This window comes from Burkholderia sp. Ax-1719 (genome assembly GCF_011753055.1).
Lineage (GTDB): Bacteria > Pseudomonadota > Gammaproteobacteria > Burkholderiales > Burkholderiaceae > Paraburkholderia.
In genome coordinates this window covers 26,756-44,623 of sequence record NZ_VWWJ01000018.1, presented here as the reverse complement: position 1 = coordinate 44,623, position 17,868 = coordinate 26,756, and the positions used below count along the sequence as shown (strand labels likewise).

Annotated in this window: 13 protein-coding genes; 3 read left to right on the top strand and 10 right to left on the bottom strand. The window is 64.1% G+C overall.

The window, feature by feature from the left end; translation table 11 throughout:
* Window positions 1–95 precede the first annotated feature (95 nt).
* From F3J17_RS24975 to F3J17_RS24960, 4 genes are all read right to left on the bottom strand, one after another.
* Window positions 96–1,127, bottom strand: a complete 1,032-nt coding sequence (locus F3J17_RS24975; RefSeq protein ID WP_167065355.1) for a GGDEF domain-containing protein — start codon at window positions 1,125–1,127, stop codon at window positions 96–98.
* A gap of 183 nt (window positions 1,128–1,310) precedes the next feature.
* On the bottom strand, window positions 1,311–2,624 hold the full coding sequence (locus F3J17_RS24970) for an MFS transporter (protein WP_167065338.1): 1,314 nt from the start codon (window positions 2,622–2,624) through the stop codon (window positions 1,311–1,313).
* Between the two features lie 319 nt (window positions 2,625–2,943).
* Complete coding sequence (locus tag F3J17_RS24965; protein WP_167065335.1) at window positions 2,944–5,154, bottom strand: TonB-dependent siderophore receptor; 2,211 nt, start codon at window positions 5,152–5,154, stop codon at window positions 2,944–2,946.
* A gap of 303 nt (window positions 5,155–5,457) precedes the next feature.
* A complete protein-coding gene (locus F3J17_RS24960) occupies window positions 5,458–7,053 on the bottom strand; it encodes a tetratricopeptide repeat protein (protein ID WP_167065332.1) in 1,596 nt (531 codons plus the stop codon).
* A gap of 415 nt (window positions 7,054–7,468) precedes the next feature.
* On the opposite strand from F3J17_RS24960, the gene F3J17_RS24955 reads away from it, so the two are divergent.
* The 3 genes from F3J17_RS24955 (at window position 7,469) to F3J17_RS24945 (ending at window position 10,676) form a co-directional block, all read left to right on the top strand.
* Window positions 7,469–8,602 carry a porin gene (locus tag F3J17_RS24955; protein WP_167065329.1) on the top strand — a complete coding sequence of 378 codons (1,134 nt, stop codon included), beginning with the start codon at window positions 7,469–7,471 and terminating at the stop codon, window positions 8,600–8,602.
* Window positions 8,603–8,837: 235 nt separating this feature from the next.
* Window positions 8,838–10,076, top strand: a complete 1,239-nt coding sequence (locus tag F3J17_RS24950) for an MFS transporter (RefSeq protein WP_167065326.1) — start codon at window positions 8,838–8,840, stop codon at window positions 10,074–10,076.
* A gap of 144 nt (window positions 10,077–10,220) precedes the next feature.
* The gene (locus F3J17_RS24945) at window positions 10,221–10,676 is read left to right on the top strand and encodes a DUF1269 domain-containing protein (RefSeq protein ID WP_167065323.1); all 456 of its coding nucleotides are present in this window, start codon (window positions 10,221–10,223) and stop codon (window positions 10,674–10,676) included.
* Between the two features lie 180 nt (window positions 10,677–10,856).
* Here the strand turns inward: F3J17_RS24945 and F3J17_RS24940 are convergent, their stop codons facing one another.
* The 6 genes from F3J17_RS24940 to F3J17_RS24920 all read right to left on the bottom strand — a co-directional run bounded on the left by F3J17_RS24940 (window position 10,857) and on the right by F3J17_RS24920 (window position 17,847).
* Complete coding sequence (locus F3J17_RS24940) at window positions 10,857–11,174, bottom strand: hypothetical protein (RefSeq protein WP_167065321.1); 318 nt, start codon at window positions 11,172–11,174, stop codon at window positions 10,857–10,859.
* An 82-nt stretch (window positions 11,175–11,256) separates the two neighbouring features.
* Complete coding sequence (locus F3J17_RS24935) at window positions 11,257–12,207, bottom strand: TIGR03571 family LLM class oxidoreductase (protein WP_167065318.1); 951 nt, start codon at window positions 12,205–12,207, stop codon at window positions 11,257–11,259.
* 62 nt (window positions 12,208–12,269) lie between these two features.
* Window positions 12,270–12,848, bottom strand: a complete 579-nt coding sequence (locus tag F3J17_RS36350; RefSeq protein ID WP_345891249.1) for a helix-turn-helix transcriptional regulator — start codon at window positions 12,846–12,848, stop codon at window positions 12,270–12,272.
* Between the two features lie 41 nt (window positions 12,849–12,889).
* Window positions 12,890–15,088 carry an AAA family ATPase gene (locus F3J17_RS24930; RefSeq protein WP_240161156.1) on the bottom strand — a complete coding sequence of 733 codons (2,199 nt, stop codon included), beginning with the start codon at window positions 15,086–15,088 and terminating at the stop codon, window positions 12,890–12,892.
* Window positions 15,085–16,068, bottom strand: coding sequence for a LysR family transcriptional regulator (locus tag F3J17_RS24925; protein ID WP_167065315.1), 984 nt, complete (start codon window positions 16,066–16,068; stop codon window positions 15,085–15,087). The genes F3J17_RS24930 and F3J17_RS24925 overlap by 4 nt, the downstream gene beginning before the upstream one ends.
* Window positions 16,069–16,116: 48 nt before the next feature.
* Window positions 16,117–17,847: a fatty acid--CoA ligase gene (locus tag F3J17_RS24920; RefSeq protein ID WP_167065312.1), complete on the bottom strand. Its 1,731-nt coding sequence runs from the start codon at window positions 17,845–17,847 to the stop codon at window positions 16,117–16,119.
* Between the last annotated feature and the right edge of the window lie 21 nt (window positions 17,848–17,868).

The following is a 17,868-nucleotide window of genomic DNA, read 5'->3' as shown; positions in this document are numbered from 1 at the left end:
GACATTTCTAAAAAGCCGCAACACAAAAAACTTCGATAATTTATCTTATGTTAAATAATTACCGGAGTGCAAACCAGCGCCACCCACCACCAGCCTCACTCAAACGCCCACGCACTTTTCCCCGCCCGCGCGGCAGCGCGAGCGCGTTTGACGCGATACATCTGCTGATCCGCCTGATCCAGCGCCTGAGCCACCGTGAGAAACCGGACCGCCACGCCACCCGCCGGCGCGCCTGAGTAATTCAAGCTCACGCTCGGCAACACATAATCGCCCGCAGTCGCGCGAGACAAACGCTCTGCGATCGCTTCGGCCTGAACCGAAGCCTGCGCAAATTCATCCGATACCGATCCAGCAAACGCAAACCTGCCTCCGCCGATATACGCAAGCTGCCCGCTATCCGAAGCCGCCGCCAACAGCCGATCCGCACAAGCCTGCAAAAACTGATCGCCCACAGCGTGCCCGCGTTGATCGTTGAGCGCCTTGAAACCCTCCAGATCGACGATGCAAACCGCGACATACGATTGGTCGCTCGAAGAATTCGCCAGCATGCGGCCAAGCTCCTCGTGCATGGCGCGGCGGTTCGGCAAGCCGGTCATGTCGTCGATCAGCGCGCGGCGTGCGAGATGCTCGTTGGCCAGCGTCAATTGCTCGATCAGACGTTCGCGTTCGATATGCTCTGAAATCAGCTTGGCGAATACATTGAGCGCACTGCGCGCCCTTGAGCTGATTTCCAGACTTTCGCGGCTGATGCCGCAGATCGTGCCGATCACCGCGCCGTTTTCGGCGCAGACCGGCGCGCTCGCGTAGGTGCGAATCTCCAGATCGGCCGCGGCGCGCGAATCGCCCCATATTTCCTTGACGTTGCTGACGACGCGCCGCCCGCTCTCCAGACTGCGCTTGCACAAGGTGTCGAACCATTGCACCTGCAGGCCTTCGAGCACCTGCGCCCGTCCCTCGTTGCGCGAGTAAAGAACGGTCTGGACTTCGCGGCTGAAATCGATCGACGTCAGATAGGTCGATTCGAGTCCGGTGAGTATCCCGAGCATTTCGAGCAATGGGCGCACAAGGCCTTCCAGGTTCTGTGCGGCCACAACTTTCTGGGAAAGGCGCTCAAGCAATTCGTCCATATCGGAGACTCGAAGATGCAAGCGGCATAGATTGCCGGGATAGTGTGCGTCGCACAGTATCAGCTTTTTTCCCGGTAATCCACGCCCCTTTGCACGACCCGTGCGCCGCTCTTCAAGACGTTCCCAATCGATCCTCAAGCGCCCTGCTTTCTGAGCCTGCCCGGATCCTGAATCCGTGGACGCTTAACGGGCGTCGCTGGAGACAGGCGCGGTGCGCATCGTCGTCTCGCCGGGCGTGGTGGAAGCAGCCGTTTCGCTTCCGCCATCGACCTGCGAGAGATCGCGGCCACGCGTTTCAGGCAGCAGCATCGCCGCCGTCACGACGAGCAGATATGACGCACAGGCGCACAATCCCATCGCCGCGCCAAGCTCGACGCGTGCGCCGAGCACGCCCACCAGCGTCGGCATGATTGCGCCGACGGCCCGTCCCGCGTTGCCGCACAAGCCCTGTGCCGAGGCGCGGATACGCGTCGGGAACAGCTCCGCCAGGTAGGCTCCGGTGCCAGCCGCCGTACCGGATTGCAGCGTGCCCAGCACGAAACCGAGCAACAGCGTGACCGGCAACGTGATCGGCGTGAGTGTGTAGACGGCCACCGCCACGGCCTGCAGGCAGGCGATGACGATGAAAGTGCGGCGACGTCCGAAGCGGTCGGCCATCCAGCCATTGAGAAATGCACCCGCGAATGAGCCCAGAATGTTGATCGCCAGATAGCCGCCGACGTTGGTGATCGACAGGTGCAGCACGAGCTTCAGATAAGCCGGCAGCCACGTGATCATCACGTAGTTGCCGCCGTAGATGCCGAATGTGAGCAGGATCGCCTTGAACGTGGTGGCGCGCAGCGGGCGCTCGAACACGGCCCAGATGCTCGGGCGATCGGCGGCGGTTGCGGCGCGCGTTTGCGCGAATACCGGCGCTTCTTCGATGTAACGCCGGATCCACAGCACCAGCAGCGTCGGCAGCAGACCGATTGCGAACAGCACGCGCCACGCCAGCGCCGGTTCGAGCGTATTGAAAATGAGGGTGGAAAGCAGCACGGCCACGCCGTACCCAACGGCCCAGCCCGCCTGCAGCGAGCCGACCGCGCGGCCCCGTACCTGCGGGCGGATGGTCTCGCTGATGAGCACCGCGCCCACGGCCCACTCGCCGCCAAAGCCCAGGCCTTGCAGCCCGCGCGTGACCATCAGTTGCCAGAACGAATCCGTGAAGGCGGACAGCAGCGTGAACGCCGAAAACCACAGGATCGTGATTTGAAGAATGCGCACGCGTCCGTAGCGATCGGCCAGAATGCCCGCGATCCATCCGCCGATCGAGGCCATGATCAGCACCGTCGTGCCCAACAAGCCAGCTTCGCCGCGCGTCATGCCCCACAGGGCGATCAGCGTGGGAATCGCGAGCGCGTACATCTGCGTGTCCATCGCGTCGAGGCCCCAGCCGCTAAAACACGCCCAGTACGTCCGCTTTTCCGGCTTCGTCAGCTCGGTGTACCACTTGAACATGCGTTGTCTCCGTGAACCATGCCCTGTGCATAGGATTCAACGATACAAAAAACGCAGGTCGTGGCGACATCGAGGGTAAACGCGCGGCTTACGCCGAAGCCACCTTCGATACACAGCCGCATACGCGGGATTTCAGCCGTTTGGATGGGCCGAAGTCCCGCTGCGTATGGCTTCCAACGCCCTGCTCGATCTGTCGCGATAAACCGGACAGATCGCTTTCGCCATCCCACTCGATAAATAAAGTAGATGGCGAATGAACAAACTCGCAAGGCGCTGAGTTAGCGAGAGCGGCCCGTTGCAGCGGGGCCGCTCATCGGCATCAGAAGTCCGTCGTCACCGAGAACCACGCCGTGCGCGGTTCGGCTTGCGTCAGATAGCCGCCAAGCGCCGACGACCAGTACGAGCGGTTCGCCAGATTCGTGACCATCACATTGAAGCTGGTGTCGTGCTTCGCGATCTGCGTCTTGTAGCGCGCGCCGATGTCGAAACGCGTCCACGACGGCACTTTCTGCGTGTTCGCCGTGTTCAGGTATTGCGAGCTGGTCCAGATCGCGCGGCCCATCAGCGTGAGGCCGTTGACCTGCGGCACGTCGTATTCGAGGTTCGCGTTGAAGGTCCATGCCGGCACGCCAATCGGACGATTGCCCTCTTCCGTGCTGTCGCCGGTATCGACGAGTTTCGCGTTGATGTACGACACGCCGCCGATCAGGCGCAGGCCCTTGACCGGCTCGCCGTACATCGAGAATTCGACGCCACGGTGCTGCTGGATGCCATCGGTTTCGTAGATATTGGTGACGCTGTTGGTGTACGCCACCTGCTGCTTGATCTGATAGACCGCGAGCGCCGCGCCGTAGTGATTCGCGTCGTACTTCACGCCCGCTTCGTACTGCTTGGCGCGGAACGGTGACATCACCTGGCCGACGTTGGCCGTGCCGCTGGGCGCGATGCCGCCTTCGACCAGGCTTTCCGCGCGGTTTGCGTAGATCGACAGGTTCGGCTGCAGTTTGTAGACGACGCCGAAAATCGGCGTCGTCGCCGAGTCGTTGTAGTTCGAGCTCTGCACTTCCGTGCCGTAGCCGTAGCCGTTTTCGAGGATGTCCTGATGACGGGCGCCAATCGTAAACAGCAGCCGGTTCTGGAAGAAGCCGAGCGTATCGGACACCACAAAGCTGCGCATCAGGATCGAGGTCGTCAGGCCAGGATCCGAGAAGTTGCCGCCGCTATAGCTCGCCGACGGGAACGCAATCGCCGACGCGTTGTACAGGCTCGTCGGGAAATAGCCGGTCATGTCATAGGCGGCGTATTCGGCGATGCGGTTGATCTGCCAGCCCGCGTTGACCTGGTTCGAGACCGGGCCGAGGTCGAATTTGCCGCGCACGCCCACATTCGCCGAGATCGCGTTTTCCTTGAGCGTGTCGCCCATGCGATAGCCTTCCGACGAGCCGTTGTCGTAGTAGATCGACTCGTACTGGCCAAGCTCGGTCGTGTGGCGCGAGCCGATGCCTGCGTAAGCGGTCCAGTTCGGCGCAATGTCGTATTCGCCGCGCAGCATGCCGACCGTGTCTTCCTGCTTCGAGTACGTCCACGGCTGTGCAGCGTTGTAGCTTGCCGACGGCGTCGCCGGCATCTCGTCGCCCGTCACGAACACGCCCGAGCGGCCGCCCGTGATGTTGTTCTTCTGATAGAGGAAGTCGGCGTAGAGGCGCAGTTTGTCGCCGCGATAGTCGAGCGAAATTGCGGTCTGCTGCGAATGGCTGTCCTGGTTCTGCACGGCCGTGCTGCCGCCCACCACGGTCTGGTTCACGCGGATGCCGAACTGGTCGTTGTCGCCAAAGCGGCGGCCCACGTCCACGTGCGTGCCGAGTTCGCCCGAAGCGCTGCCTTCCACCGTCACGCGCGTAAGGGGCTTGTCGTCGGCCACTTTGGTCTGCACGTTGATCGTGCCGCCCACGCCCGAACCGCCCGGCGACGCGCCGTTCACGAAGGCGCTGGCGCCCTTGAAGATATCGACGCGCTCGATCGCGCCGGTGTCGACCATCTGGCGCGGCGTGAGGCCGTAGAAACCGTCGAGGCCCACGTCGTCGGAATAGACCTGGAAGCCGCGGATGATGAACGTCTGCGAGAAGTTGCCGTAGCCCAGCGCCGTGCGCACGGCCGGGTCATTGGCGACCACGTCGGCGATGGTCTGCGCCTGCTGGTCCTGAATCAGCTTCGAGGTGTAACTCGTCACCGAAAACGGCACGTCGATCATCTTCTGCTTGCCGAGCACGCCGATCTGCGCCCCACTCGCCACCTGACCGCCCGCGTAGGCCGGCGCGAGATCGCCCGGCAGCGTGTCGCGCGCCGCCTTGACGTTCACAGCAGGCAGCACCGACGACGATTTGGCGCTATCCGTGGTGCTGGCAGCGCCGGTATCGCTCGATGCGTCGGCGGCATACGCCTGCACGGACAGGCTCGCAAGCGCCAGCGCCGCGGCAGCGAGCGGCGCCAGGCGGAAGGCCTGCGCGGGTGAAGAGGTGGTTCGGTTCATTTATCGGTTTCCGCAGCGTAATGGCGGGTCTCGCGACCCAATATGCATCAAAGGCCGCGATCATATCGATAAATGCGAATGATTCCGATTGCAATTTACAGTTCAAAGGGGACCCTGCTAATCGTTGGTAAGGAATAGCAGCGAACCGGGCGCAGGACGTGAACAGCCGAACTTGGCGCTCAGCCTTGCGGGGTATGGCGCGGCGTCAATTTTTCGTTAAGGCGGAGCTGTAAGACCGCGTAAAAATTGACCTGTTGCACCGTTTTCACATCGCGTTTGCGCCCCGTTTTCGAAAGACGGCGCTCAGCTGGCGTGTGCCGCAATTTCCGCGTCGATGGCCTTACAGAGGGCCTTCACCGCGTCTTCCCATACGTTGCGGCGAGTCTGCCGGAACAGGCGCGCCTTCGCGTACCACGGGCTGTCTTCGCGATGCATTTGCCAGCGCCAGTCGGGCGTGAACGGCAACGCGATCCACACCGGTTTGCCGAGCGCGCCGGCCAGATGCGCAACCGCGGTATCGACGGCAATCACCAGATCGAGCTGCGCGATCAGCGCCGCCGTAGCCGAAAACGTCGTCAGGCGCGGCCCGGCGTCGATCAAGCGCCCGCGTTGCACGAGATCGTCGAAACTTGCGCGGTCGCGCTCGCGTAGATCTTTTTGCAGCGAAATGAAGCGCGCGTCGGCGCCGAACAGCGGCAAGAGTTCCGTGAGCGGCATCGAGCGATTGCGATCGTTCAAATGCGTGGTATTGCCCGACCAGACCACGCCCACGCGCAAGCGCCGCTTACCACCTGCTTCAACACCCTCCTCTACGCCGATCACATCGGACCACGTGGCGCGCGTGGCATCGTCGACGTGCAGATACGCCCCTGATGGTGCGAAATCCTCTTTGCGCAACGCGAGCGCGTGCGGCAGGCTCAACATCGGCAGGTGATAGTCGAACGCGGGGACTGGCGACGCTTTGCCGATCACGCTTGCTGCACCGGCCACGCCTTGCAGCAACTCCACCAGTTCGTCCTGCACCTGCACGATCACGTTCGCGCCTTGTCCATGCAGGCGTTCGACAAAACGCACGAACTGCACGGTGTCGCCGAACCCCTGCTCGGCGTGCACGAAGACGGTCTTGCCCGCGAGCGGCTGGCCCTTCCATTGCGTCGCGTCCGGCAAGCCATGCGACATGGTGCCGTCGCGCCAGCGCCATTCATATTCGCGCCAGCCATGCTCGAATTCGCCGAGCAGCAGATTGGTTTGTGCGCGATTCGTACGCGCGCCCGCGTCGTTGTTATCGATCGACAGGGCTTTTTTGAAGTGGCGCAACGCGTCGTCGAAGCGATGCAGGTCGCGTAAGGCAACGCCCAGATTCGTCCAGGCCGCGACGAAATCCGGCTTGAGTTCGATCGCACGCCGGTAAGCGTCGAGTTCTTCGTCGTAGCGACCCAACTGGCCGAGCAGCGTGCCGCGGTTGTAGTGCACCTCCGGCGCTTTCGGATTGCGGCGCGTGAGGCGCGCGAAATACTCGAGCGCGGCCTCGCCCTGCTCAAGTTGCACGAGCGACATGGCCGCGCCGTGCAGCGATGCGGCGTGATCGGGCACGAGCACGAGCAGCCGGTCATAGAGCGCGACGGCGTCAGCGTGACGTTGCGCGAGCTGGCAGATGCGCGCGGCATGCTGCAACTGGTCCGCAGTCGTGGCGGCAGGAAGCGCCGCGCGCCACGCAAATTCCGCCGCGCGCACGTAATCCGAGCGCGCCGACCAGACGAAGGACATCGCTTCCAGAGCGCCCGCGTGATCGGGCGTCGTTTGCAGGATCGATTGCAGAACCTGCCCGGCCGCGTCGAAACGGCCTGCGGTGAAGTGCTGTTGCGCTTGCGCGATCAGTGCGTCGTTAGCGTCGGTCATGTGAGCCAGGGCGTTCGCGCCCCAAACAAGGGTTGTGTTGTAGTGAGCAAGGATAGCGGCCCGGCTCGCAGATGAAAAATTCATCGGAACGGTCCGTATCGCCGAATAGAGGCAATTTTATCGCGTTATTAAGAAACCGCAATAAAAGGTAATTTTCAATTTCGAATATTTCTCTCAATTACCCGGCCCGCACACGAAATCGAGCGATTTATCCATCGCGACGGCCATCGTAACACCCCTTGTTTTACGGGATATTTCCACCACAAGAAGCGGATTCGTAATAAACAAGATTCAGAAAGGCAATTCGCATTGAGAATCGTCGTTCGAGAACCACATTCGCTAAAACACATTGCAATTATCGCGTTATGCTCCGCGCTCGCTCCCCAGGAGCGAATAACAAATCAATGGAGTAACGATGAAAAAACACACCCTTTCCGCCCTCGCCGTTGCAGCGGCCTCTTTCGCTGGCGCCGCACACGCACAGAGCACGGTCACGCTCTACGGCCTGATCGACGCAGGCGTCATGTACACCAGCAACCAGAGCGGCAGCTCGAACGTGCAGCAGACGAGCGGCGCGCTCAACGGCAGCCGTTGGGGCCTGCGCGGCAGCGAAGATCTGGGCGGCGGCCTCAAGACGATTTTCGTGCTCGAAAACGGCTTCAGCATTTCGAACGGCGCGGCCAAGCAAGGCAGCCGCATGTTCGGCCGTCAGGCGTTCGTCGGTCTGTCGAGCGACCAGGCGGGTACGGTCACTCTCGGTCGTCAGTACGACAGCGTGGTCGACAACCTGGGCGGTCTGGCGCTCAACGGCACGCAATACGGCGGCACGATCGCCTCGCACCCGTATGACAACGACAACCTCAACAACTCGTTCCGCGTAAGCAACTCGCTCAAGTATCAGAGCGTGAACTACGGCGGCCTCAAGTTCAACGCGCTGTATGGCTTCTCGAACGCGGCAGGCGGCTTCTCGAATAACCGCGCATACAGCGTGGGCGCAACCTACACGTTTGGCGGCCTGAAGGCCGGCGCAGGTTACCTGCAGCTGAACAACTCGGGTTCGACCATCAACAGCAGCGGCGCAGTCAGCGACGACTCCACCTTCACGGCTTCGCGTCAGCGCACGTATGGCGCGGGCCTGAACTACGCGTTCGGGGCAGCTAACGTCGGCTTCGTGTTCACGCAAACGCAGTTGAGCAACCTCACGGCGATCAACTCGTCGAACGCAGGCGCAACGACCTCGCTCACGGGCAACAGCGCGCGCTTCAGCAACTACGAAATCAATGCGCGTTACGCGTTCACGCCGGCGTTTACGCTGTCGGGCGCGTACACGTACACGGATGCGAGCCTCGAAGGCGTGAGCCCGAAGTACCACCAGTTCACGCTGCAAGCTGACTACGCGCTGTCCAAGCGCACCGACGTCTATGCCGAAGGCGCGTATCAGCGCGTCGTGGATGGCGAAGGCAAGATCCACGCGGACATCATGGGCGTGTCGGCATCGAATTCGAATTCGCAAGCCGTGGCGACCGTGGGTATCCGTCATCGCTTCTAAAGCGAATTTGCGGGATTCGCCTCCTATAGCGTGTTAATAGCGAGGCGAATTGACATAAAAAGGGCTGGTAGAGGCTTCGGCGTCTGCCAGCCTTTTTACTTTTTGACACGGTGATTGCGCGGCGATTGTTCAGCCTCCCCATCAACTCTTTTCGGAATTCGGGTCTTTTTGTTGGACAAATCCCTGCCTAGAATTCGATGCCTCGATCCACGTTCACTCCACGATTAAGGCCTTCATGCAAATCGATACCCCTACGGCTCCAGTGTCTCTAGACGGAACGCACACGTCCGCGAGTCAATGGCTCTCGGTCGTTGCGGTTGCGATCAGTGCATTCGCATTCGTGACCGCCGAGTTTCTGCCCGTCGGCCTGTTGCCGCAAATCGCGCACGATCTGGGCATCTCCACCGGCGTGGCGGGCCTGATGGTCACCACGCCCGGCGTCATGGCCGCGATTTCCGCGCCGATGCTCATCGTCAGCGCAGGCCGCATGGACCGGCGCTACGTGTTCCTGCTGCTCACCGCCGTCCTGCTGATCGCCAATATTCTGTGCGCCGTCGCGCCCAATCTGGCGCTCATGCTGACCGGCCGCGCCTTGCTGGGTGCGGCGCTCGGCGGCTTCTGGACGCTCGCTACGGCGGCCGCGCCGCGCCTCGTGCAGGGCAAGGACGCCGCGAAAGCCACCGCGACGATCCTCACCGGCGTGACCTTCGCCACGGTGATCGGCGTGCCGCTGGGAACCTTTATCGCGTCGTTTTCGTCGTGGCGGCTGGCTTTTGGCGCCACGGCGGGACTCGTCGCGCTGGCGCTGGTGGCGCAGGCTTTCCTCGTGCCGTCGCTGCCGTCCGCATCGGCCTTGCGCATGGCGGATTTCCGCAAGCTGCTGGGCCGTTCGCACACCCGCCTGAGCATGCTGATGGTCGCGCTGGTGTTCGGCGCGCATTTTTCGACCTATACCTACATCGCACCGCTGCTCGAACATGACTTCTCGTTGAACGCCATGACGCTGCTGCTGCTCGGCTTTGGCCTCATCGGCTTCTTTTCGAACGCGATCACCTCGACGGTGATTTCCGGGCACATCAAGAAGTCCGTCGCCACGATGGTCTTGCTGCTGCTGGCGGCCATGTCCTCGATGCTCCTGCTCGAACATTCGCCGATTGGCGAGACAGCCGGGATGCTGCTGTGGGGGATCGCGTTCGGCGCGCTGCCGCTGTGCTTCAGCGTCTGGATCCAGCGCGATACGGCGGATTTGCCCGAAGCCGGATCGGCCATGTTCGTCAGCGTGATTCAGGTGGCGATCGCCGTGGGCTCGGCGGTGGGCGGCACGATTGTCGATCGCGCAGGCGTACATGCCGATTTTCTTCTGGGGCTGGGGCTGGCCTTGCTGGGCCTTGTCACCCTGCAACGCCTGGCCGCCTCAACGCGGCCGGCCAAGGCGTCGAATCTCGATTGCGCCTGCGACCCATCGCTGGACTGACTGGACTGACGCCAATCGTTAGACCGGCGCGGCGAGCGAATTTCATTCCCGATGCGCCCTTCAATCTGACCAAAAACTCCTCCCTCTTCTCCCGAATTGCCTATCTTTGACTGAAGGACGTCATCAGGTATCGGGAGCATGCATATGTCGCAGGAATTGATCGTCGCAACGTTCGGGACGCTGGACGAAGCACAACGCGCCGCACGCGACTTCAAGAACTTCGAGACCGACGGCCAGGGCCTGAAGATCGAAAGCGGTGTCATGGTGCAGAAAGACGCATCGGGCACGCTGAAGGTGCTCGACGAATACAGCCGGCCGCATTGGGGCACGGTGATCGGCGCGGCCACGGGCGCGCTTATCGGCCTGCTGGGCGGGCCGGTCGGCGTGCTTGCGGGGCTGACCATCGGCGGCGGTATCGGGCTGGGCGCGCGCGAGATCGAAGCGCATCTGGACAGCAAGCTCACACGCACCATCGAAGGCGAGCTGAAGCCGGGCAGCTGGGCGCTCGTGCTCGAAACGCACGATCCGGCGCCCGCGCAGATCGACGAAATCGTTCACGGATACGGCGGCCAGGTATTTCGTCAGGCGCTGGCCTGGTGAGCCGGGCGGCACGCGGTACCCAATAAAATTCCAGGGGAGGAACGATCATGGCGCAACGAGCACAAGGATCGCAACAAGCGCATCCGGCGAACCCGGCGGGCCCTCAACGCCGGGGCTTTCTGCACAACCTCAAATGGATGTTCATTCTCTGGTGCGTGGGATTTGGCGCGACGGTGCTACTCACGCTCCCGTTTCACTTCCTGGTCGAGGCGATGATGCACAAGTAGGCCCGCCGCCGAGCGCCGCGTGCTTCGCCGCCGCGGCTTCAATTACGCGCTGCGCGTGCGGGTAGGTCTCGCCGGTTGTCGCCTGGTATTGCTTGAGCGCGTCCACCGCCTGTGCAAATGCGCTGCCGCCGATGCAGGCCTTCAACTCGCCCGCCTGTTCGAGCGCCGGATAGCGCGCCTGCGCCTCGCCGAGAAAACCCTCCATCGCCGCATGCAGATCGTCGTAATTCTGGGCCTGCTGGATGCCGTCGATACGCTGGTCCGTGTTCACGATTGCGCTCCTTGCCGGTTAGCCTGAATTCATTGAAGCACAGGAAAAGCGGCGCGGCGCTCAATCGGCGTTCAATCGACGCCTAATCGGCGTGAAATTGCGGCAGCACCTCGGCGGCCAGTTCGTCGAGGACTTCGCGCGCGGGCCGCTCGCCGCCCAGATTGAAGGTTACGTGATGCATGCCCGCTGCGCGCATCGCCTCCAGCACGCCGACGAGCGCGCGACGTCCCGTGCGATAGCCGAGCGGCACGGGCGTTGCCACTTCGTTCGCATCGTCGCTCAACTGCAGGCGCATGGCCGTGCCGAAGGCGCGGAATCCATCGGGCGCCGTGCGCGCCACTGCGGCGCGCCAGAGCGCATAACGTGCGCGTTGCGCCTCGGGTTCGCGGTGATAGGTCATCCAGCCGATCGCATGGCGCGCGATCCAGTCCACACTCTGGCCACCCGATCCAACCGCGAGCATCGGCACCGGCGCGGTCGGGCGCGGCAGCAGGAAGAATTCAGGCGCATCGTCCGACGCGACGTCCGGCACGATGCGCGAATCCGGCGCGAGCGCGGCAGCCAGCGTGTCCCAATGACGCCGATACAGCTCGCGGCGCGCTTCGCCATCCTGGCCAAACGCCGCGTATTCGGCGGGACGATCGCCGGACCCGACTCCGAGAATAAAGCGGCCCTGCGCCAGATGGCTCGCCGACACCGCGCCCTTGGCGATATGCAGCGGATGGCGCAGCGTCAGCACGATCGCGCCGCTGATGAGCGCGGCGCGCTGCGTGTGCATGGCGAGTGCGCCGAGCAGCACCCACGGATCGAGATGACCGACCGGATCGGGATAATCGGCGCTATTGAGCGGCACATCGCGCACCCAGAGCGCACGAAAGCCCAGCGCGTCGGCGTGGTGCGCGAGCGCGACCTGGTCGCGGAAATCGGCAATGTGGGTGTCGGCGCGCAGTACCGGCAGCGACAAGCCGATCGACAGTTGCGACGGCGCGAAGACGCGCGCGGCGATGGGGTTCGGGTGCTCGGTAGCGGCCATGAACGCGGTTCGGGAACAAACAGGCAGAGCGTGACGATAGCGCGTTTTGCGCAGCTTCGTGGTCAGCGCGCTTTGCCCTCACCGCGCGCACGGGCTTCGCGGCGCACCGATGGCATATCGAACGCAAGGCCGCTGCGCACGGCCTGGATGCGCGAATTGACGTTGAGCTTTTCGAAGATATTCTTGAGATGCCATTTGATGGTCTCGGGCGCGACGCGCAGCGCGCGGGCGATCTCCTTGTTCGACAGCCCGCGCGCCACGTAGTCCAGAATCTCCACTTCGCGCGCACTGAGATTGCTGGCGGCGAGGCTCGCGCCAGGCCGTAGCGACGCTTTTTGCCCGTCGTTGGGCGCGCCCGCAACATCGCTGGCGAACGCCGCCTTGAGTTCGTCGATGTACCACAGGCCCACGCCAGGAAATCGCGCCGGCGTTCGTGCTATCGCCGACAACAGCGTGGCAACGCGCTCTCCTTCGTCGATGAAGCTGCGCACGAGTCCGTGGCGTTGTCCGTAGGCAAGCGCATCCGCAAGCAAGGCGAGCGCCGCTTCGTCATCGCCTGCGGCATGCCACGCCAGCGCGCCGGGAACGGCCGCCTGCGCCGCGAACCAGGGCATGCCGCGCGCGGCCAGTTCGTGGTGGATCGTGCTGAAAGCGGCGGCGGCCTCCCTGGCGTGGCCATCGCTCAGTAGCAGACGTGCGCGTGCGGTTTCGGCAAACGACCACGTTCGATACCGCTACCCGCAGCGGGCGGCGGCTGTCTCTCGAAGTCCACGAGCGTACGCAGCGCCTCGCCGTGACGATGCGCCTGCGTGAGATGGCCCTCCATGAGCCCGATGCGCACTTGCGCCCCGACACAGGCGACCTGCAAACGCAGCCATTGCCGCCCCGCCGCGACGCGCTCCACGTCGCGCAACAGCGCATGAGCGCCGCTGAAATCGCCCGCGCGCACCCTCTCCATGGCCGCCGTCAAGGCAAAGCGCAGCATCGGCCCGAGCGAGCATGCCTGCAAGGCGCCGGGCAGACGCTCTCGTTGCAACTCACGCACGCGGCCAGAATCGCCCCACTCGTACCAGATCGCGCCGAGATATCCGGCCGGGAGCGCCGCCGCCGCACACAGGCGGCCCGCACGTTCCTCGGCGATGTGCAGCGCACCTTCGAAGGTGCTGGAAGCATCGTGCAGCCGTCCCGCGATGAATTCCCCGAGCCCGCTCATGCTGCGCCGGTAGACGTTCGAATAGAGCGGTTCGTGTCCGGCAGCCTGGTCGCGTGCGCGCAGCCGCAGCACTTCTTCGAGGCCGTTCGCGTAGCTGAGCCCAAAGATCAGCGTGGTCTGCCCGATCTGCTCGACCCACGAACCCACGGATGGCTGCGCGTCGAGCACCTGGCGGCCAAGCCTTAGCGATTCGGCGCTCTCGTCGGCCAGTCCCGCGACCAGCGAGCGCACCGCGAGCACTTCGATCTCCGCTCCAGCGTCGATAGTGAGCGTGCCGTTGCCGATATCCGCTTCCATGCGTTCGAGCGCGCGGCGCGCCGCGACGATCTGCAGCGACAAGGCCAGGGCCCACGCGTGAGCCAGGCGCAAGCGCACGCGGCCTTCGAACGCGGCATCCGGCAGTCGCGCGATCCAGTTGAGTACGGTGCGCACGTCGCTCGCGGCGATCAATTCCATTGCGCAGGACTCGACCCAGTCGGCCGCTTGCGCGACCTCACCCGCCGCGAGCGCGTGACGCACGGCTTCCGGCCACAGGCCCGCCGCGCCCAGCCAGCGCGCCGCCGCACGATGCAGTTCAGGCACGCTTTCGGGTTTGCGCACCAGCAACTCGTCACGCAGATAGTGCGAGAACAGCGCGTGATAGCGGAACCACGGCGACTCACCGTCGAGCGTCTTGACGAAGAGATTGTGCGCGCTCAGCCACTCCAGCATGGCATGGGCGTCGTCGCGGCCCGTGAGCGCGTTACAGAGCGCGGGTGTCATGCGTTCGAGCACCGCCGTCGCGAGCAGGAACTCGCGCACCGGTTGCGGCAGCGCGTGCATGACGTTCTCATTCAGATAGGCGGCGATGCCGCCGCGCGCCTGGGCAACGCGGCGCACCACCTGGCTGGCGTCCACGTCGTCGCGCAACGCCAGCGCCGCCAGTTGCAGGCCCGAAACCCAGCCTTCAGTGGCGCCGACCAGTGCTTCGAGGTCTGCGGCCGCCAGTTCCTTGCCGGCCACGCGCCGCACGAATTCAGCAGCTTCGGGCCGCGTGAAGCGTAGCGAATCGGCGTCTAGCCAGACCAGTTGATCGCGCGAGGCAAAGTAACTGAGCGGCAGCGCGGGCGTCGAACGACAGCCCAGTACCAGATGCAGATGGTCGGGCGCGTAGCGCAGCAGACTGAAGAGCGCCTCGTGAATCGCCGGCGCTTCGAGGCGGTCCACATCGTCGAGAAACAGAAACAGCGGCGTGCCGCTGGCAGCCAGTTCGTTGAGCAGTTCCGCGAAGGCAAGGTGGATCGGCAGCACCGCGCGCTCGCGCAACTGCTGCTGGGCGCGTGCGCCCACGCCGCCGCTGGCTTCCATCACGGCGGCGATCACATAGGCGGCGAAGATGGAGGGCTCGTCGTCCTCGTCGTCGAAACTGACCCACGCGGCCTGTGCGCCTTGCGCAAGCAAGGCCTCGCGCCATTCGGCCAGCAAGGTGGATTTGCCGTAGCCTGCCGGCGCGCAGACCACCGTGAGCTTGCGGTCGCGGCCCGCGCGCAGGCGTTCGAGCGGCGCGGCGCGAGCGACGTGCTCGCGCGCATGCGCGGGCGCCAGCTTGGTGTGGATCAGCGCAGCGGCAGCACCGGCAGCCGTTTCTGCGGGCGCGTCGCGTCGGCGTCTGTCGGGACGGGGATTCATCGGCGCGGTTGGCTCCTCAGCGGCAGCACGTTCACACTCGGTTTGGCGCGAACGAGTTGCGCGATCTCCTGCTCCTCGTTGCATAGCGCGGGCCCGAGTGTCGCGCGCAAATGCTCGACGAAAGTGCGAATGCGCGCATCGACATAGACACGCGACACATACACCGCATAGACATTGAGCGCCTGCAGCCGGTAGTCGGGCAACACGCGCACCAGCGTGCCCGCACGCAGATCGTCGATCACCGAGTATATGGCGAGCGACCCGATGCCGCTGCCCGCACGCAAGGCGACGGCCAGCGCCTCGGGTTCGTTGAGCTGTAGCGCGGGTTCGCCCAGCGCATGCACCGATTCCCCGTCCGGCCCTTGCAGCCGCCATTCGTGCGCGGGCACAGCGGGCGTGTCGAGTCCCACGCAGGCGTGTTGCGCCAGGTCGGCGGGCGTGCGCGGCACGCCATGGCGCGCGAGCCAGGCCGGCGAGGCCACCAGCACGCTGTAACTCATGCCGATAGGCTGCGCGATATACCCCGAGTCGGGCAAGGACGCGGCGCTCAACACGGAGACGTCATAGCCCTCTTCGACCAGATTGGGCAGGCGCTGGGAAAGCGTCAACTCGATCCCGACATCGGCGTAACGCTCCCGGTACGCGACGACCGAAGCCGTCACGTGGCGCTGCCCCAGACCGGGCATCGCATGGACGTGCAGACGGCCATAGGGTCGAACGAGCGCGTTGCGCGCCTCGGCGTTGGCTTCGTCGACATCGCCGAGGATCGGCCGCACGCGTTCGAAGTAACGCCGACCGCTTTCAGTCAGCGCGAGATGGCGCGTCGTGCGCTGCAGCAGCCGCGTTTCCAGATAGCTTTCGAGCTGGGAGATCGCGCGGGACACCATGCCCGTGGAAGTATCCATGCGCCTCGCGGCGGCGGTGAAACTGCCGGCCTCCACGACGCGCACGAATGTACGCATGTTTTCGAGCATGTCCATCATGATCTGCGGGTTGTGCGAGGCGGCGTGCCACCATCGGAGACCCGATTATCGGCGCGGAGCACGCGCCCGATCAGCCCCCCGCGTGGGGGGCTTTCGCTTCGCCGCGCTCTGCTGATAGCGTTCGCGCAACGCGCGCTTGTTGATCTTGCCAACGCTGGTGCGCTCAAGACTCTCCACGATCAGCAGCCGTTCCGGCACCGCGAAGCGCGAGATCAGGCCGCGCTCGGCCACCCGCTTGACGTGCGCCTGCAACTGCTCGGGCGTCACGCCTTCGTGCCCCGGCGCGAGCACCACCAGCGCAAGCGGGCGCTCGCCCCAGCGCGCATCCTGCACGCCGATCACTGCCGCTTCGCGCACGCCTGGGTGAGTCGAAAGGAGGTTTTCCAGTTCCAGCGACGAAATCCATTCGCCGCCCGTCTTGATGACGTCCTTGATGCGGTCGGTGATCTGCAGTTGTCCCTCGGCGTCGATCACACCAATGTCGTTCGTATGCAGATAGCCGCCCGCCCAGAGCGCGGCGCTCGCCTGCGCGTCGCCCAGATAGCCCTGCGTGGCCCACGGCGCGCGTATCACCACCTCGCCTGCAGACTTGCCGTCGCGCGGCACGTCGCGCATGTGTTCGTCGACGATGCGCAGGTCCACGAGCGGCAACGGCGTGCCCGCGCGCGTGCGCACGCCGATATCGCTGGCAGCGCCCGGCTCTGCGGCTGCGCCGCGCGCCTGGGCGAGCGTGAGGAGCGGGCAGGTTTCGGACATGCCGTAGCCCGTGTACACGTCGATCCCGCGGGCAAGCGCGGCGCGCGTGAGCCCCTCCGGGAGCGGCGAACCGCCCACGATCACCTTCCAGCGCGACAGATCAACCGCTGCGGCAGCCGGGCTGGAGAGAATCATATCGAGCAGTGTCGGCACGCAATGCGAGAAGGTGACCGCTTCGCGCTCGATCAGACGCAGCAGGCTTTCGGGCGCGTAGCGGCCGGGGTAGACCTGCTTGAGCCCCATCGCCGTGGCGAAATAAGGCATGCCCCAGGCGTGCACATGGAACATCGGCGTGATCGGCATATAGACATCTTCACGATGCACGCGGCCCTGTTCTCGCGCGCTGCCGAGTGCGGCCATGCCCGCGAGGGTATGCAGCACGAGCTGCCGATGACTGAACGACACGCCTTTGGGCAAGCCCGTGGTGCCCGTGGTGTAGAACGTGGTCGCGCGCGTGTGTTCGTCGAAATCGGCAAAGGCGAAGTCTGGGCAACTGGCGTTGATCAGCGCCTCGTACTCGCCATGAAAGCCCGCCGAATGCCGCGAATCCTCGACATCGTCGCCAATCAGAATAAAGGTGCGCACCGTCGTGAGACGCGCACGCAGACTCTCCAGCACCGGCAGGAAGTCCCGATGCACGAGCAGCACGCTAGCCTGCGCGTGATTGAGCGTGTAGAGGAGCTGCTCGGGCGAGAGCCGCACATTCGCGGTCATCAGCACCGCGCCCATCATCGGCACGGCGAAATAGCATTCGAGGTAGCGATGGCTGTCCCAGTCCATCACGGCCACGGTGTCGCCCGCGTTCACTCCTGCGCCGGCGAGCGCGCTCGCCAGCTGGCCAAGTCGATGCCGGAAACCCCAGTACGTATAGCGGACCTCGTCGCCATAGACGATCTGCTGCTCGGGACAGGTCGCGAGCGTCGTGTGCAGCAATTGCTTGATGAGCAGCGGATAGGCATACGCTGCGTCGGCTTGATCGGTGGTATCTCCTGGTGCATTGCCTGATTTTTCTTTAGTCATGCCAATCTCTTCGATAGACGT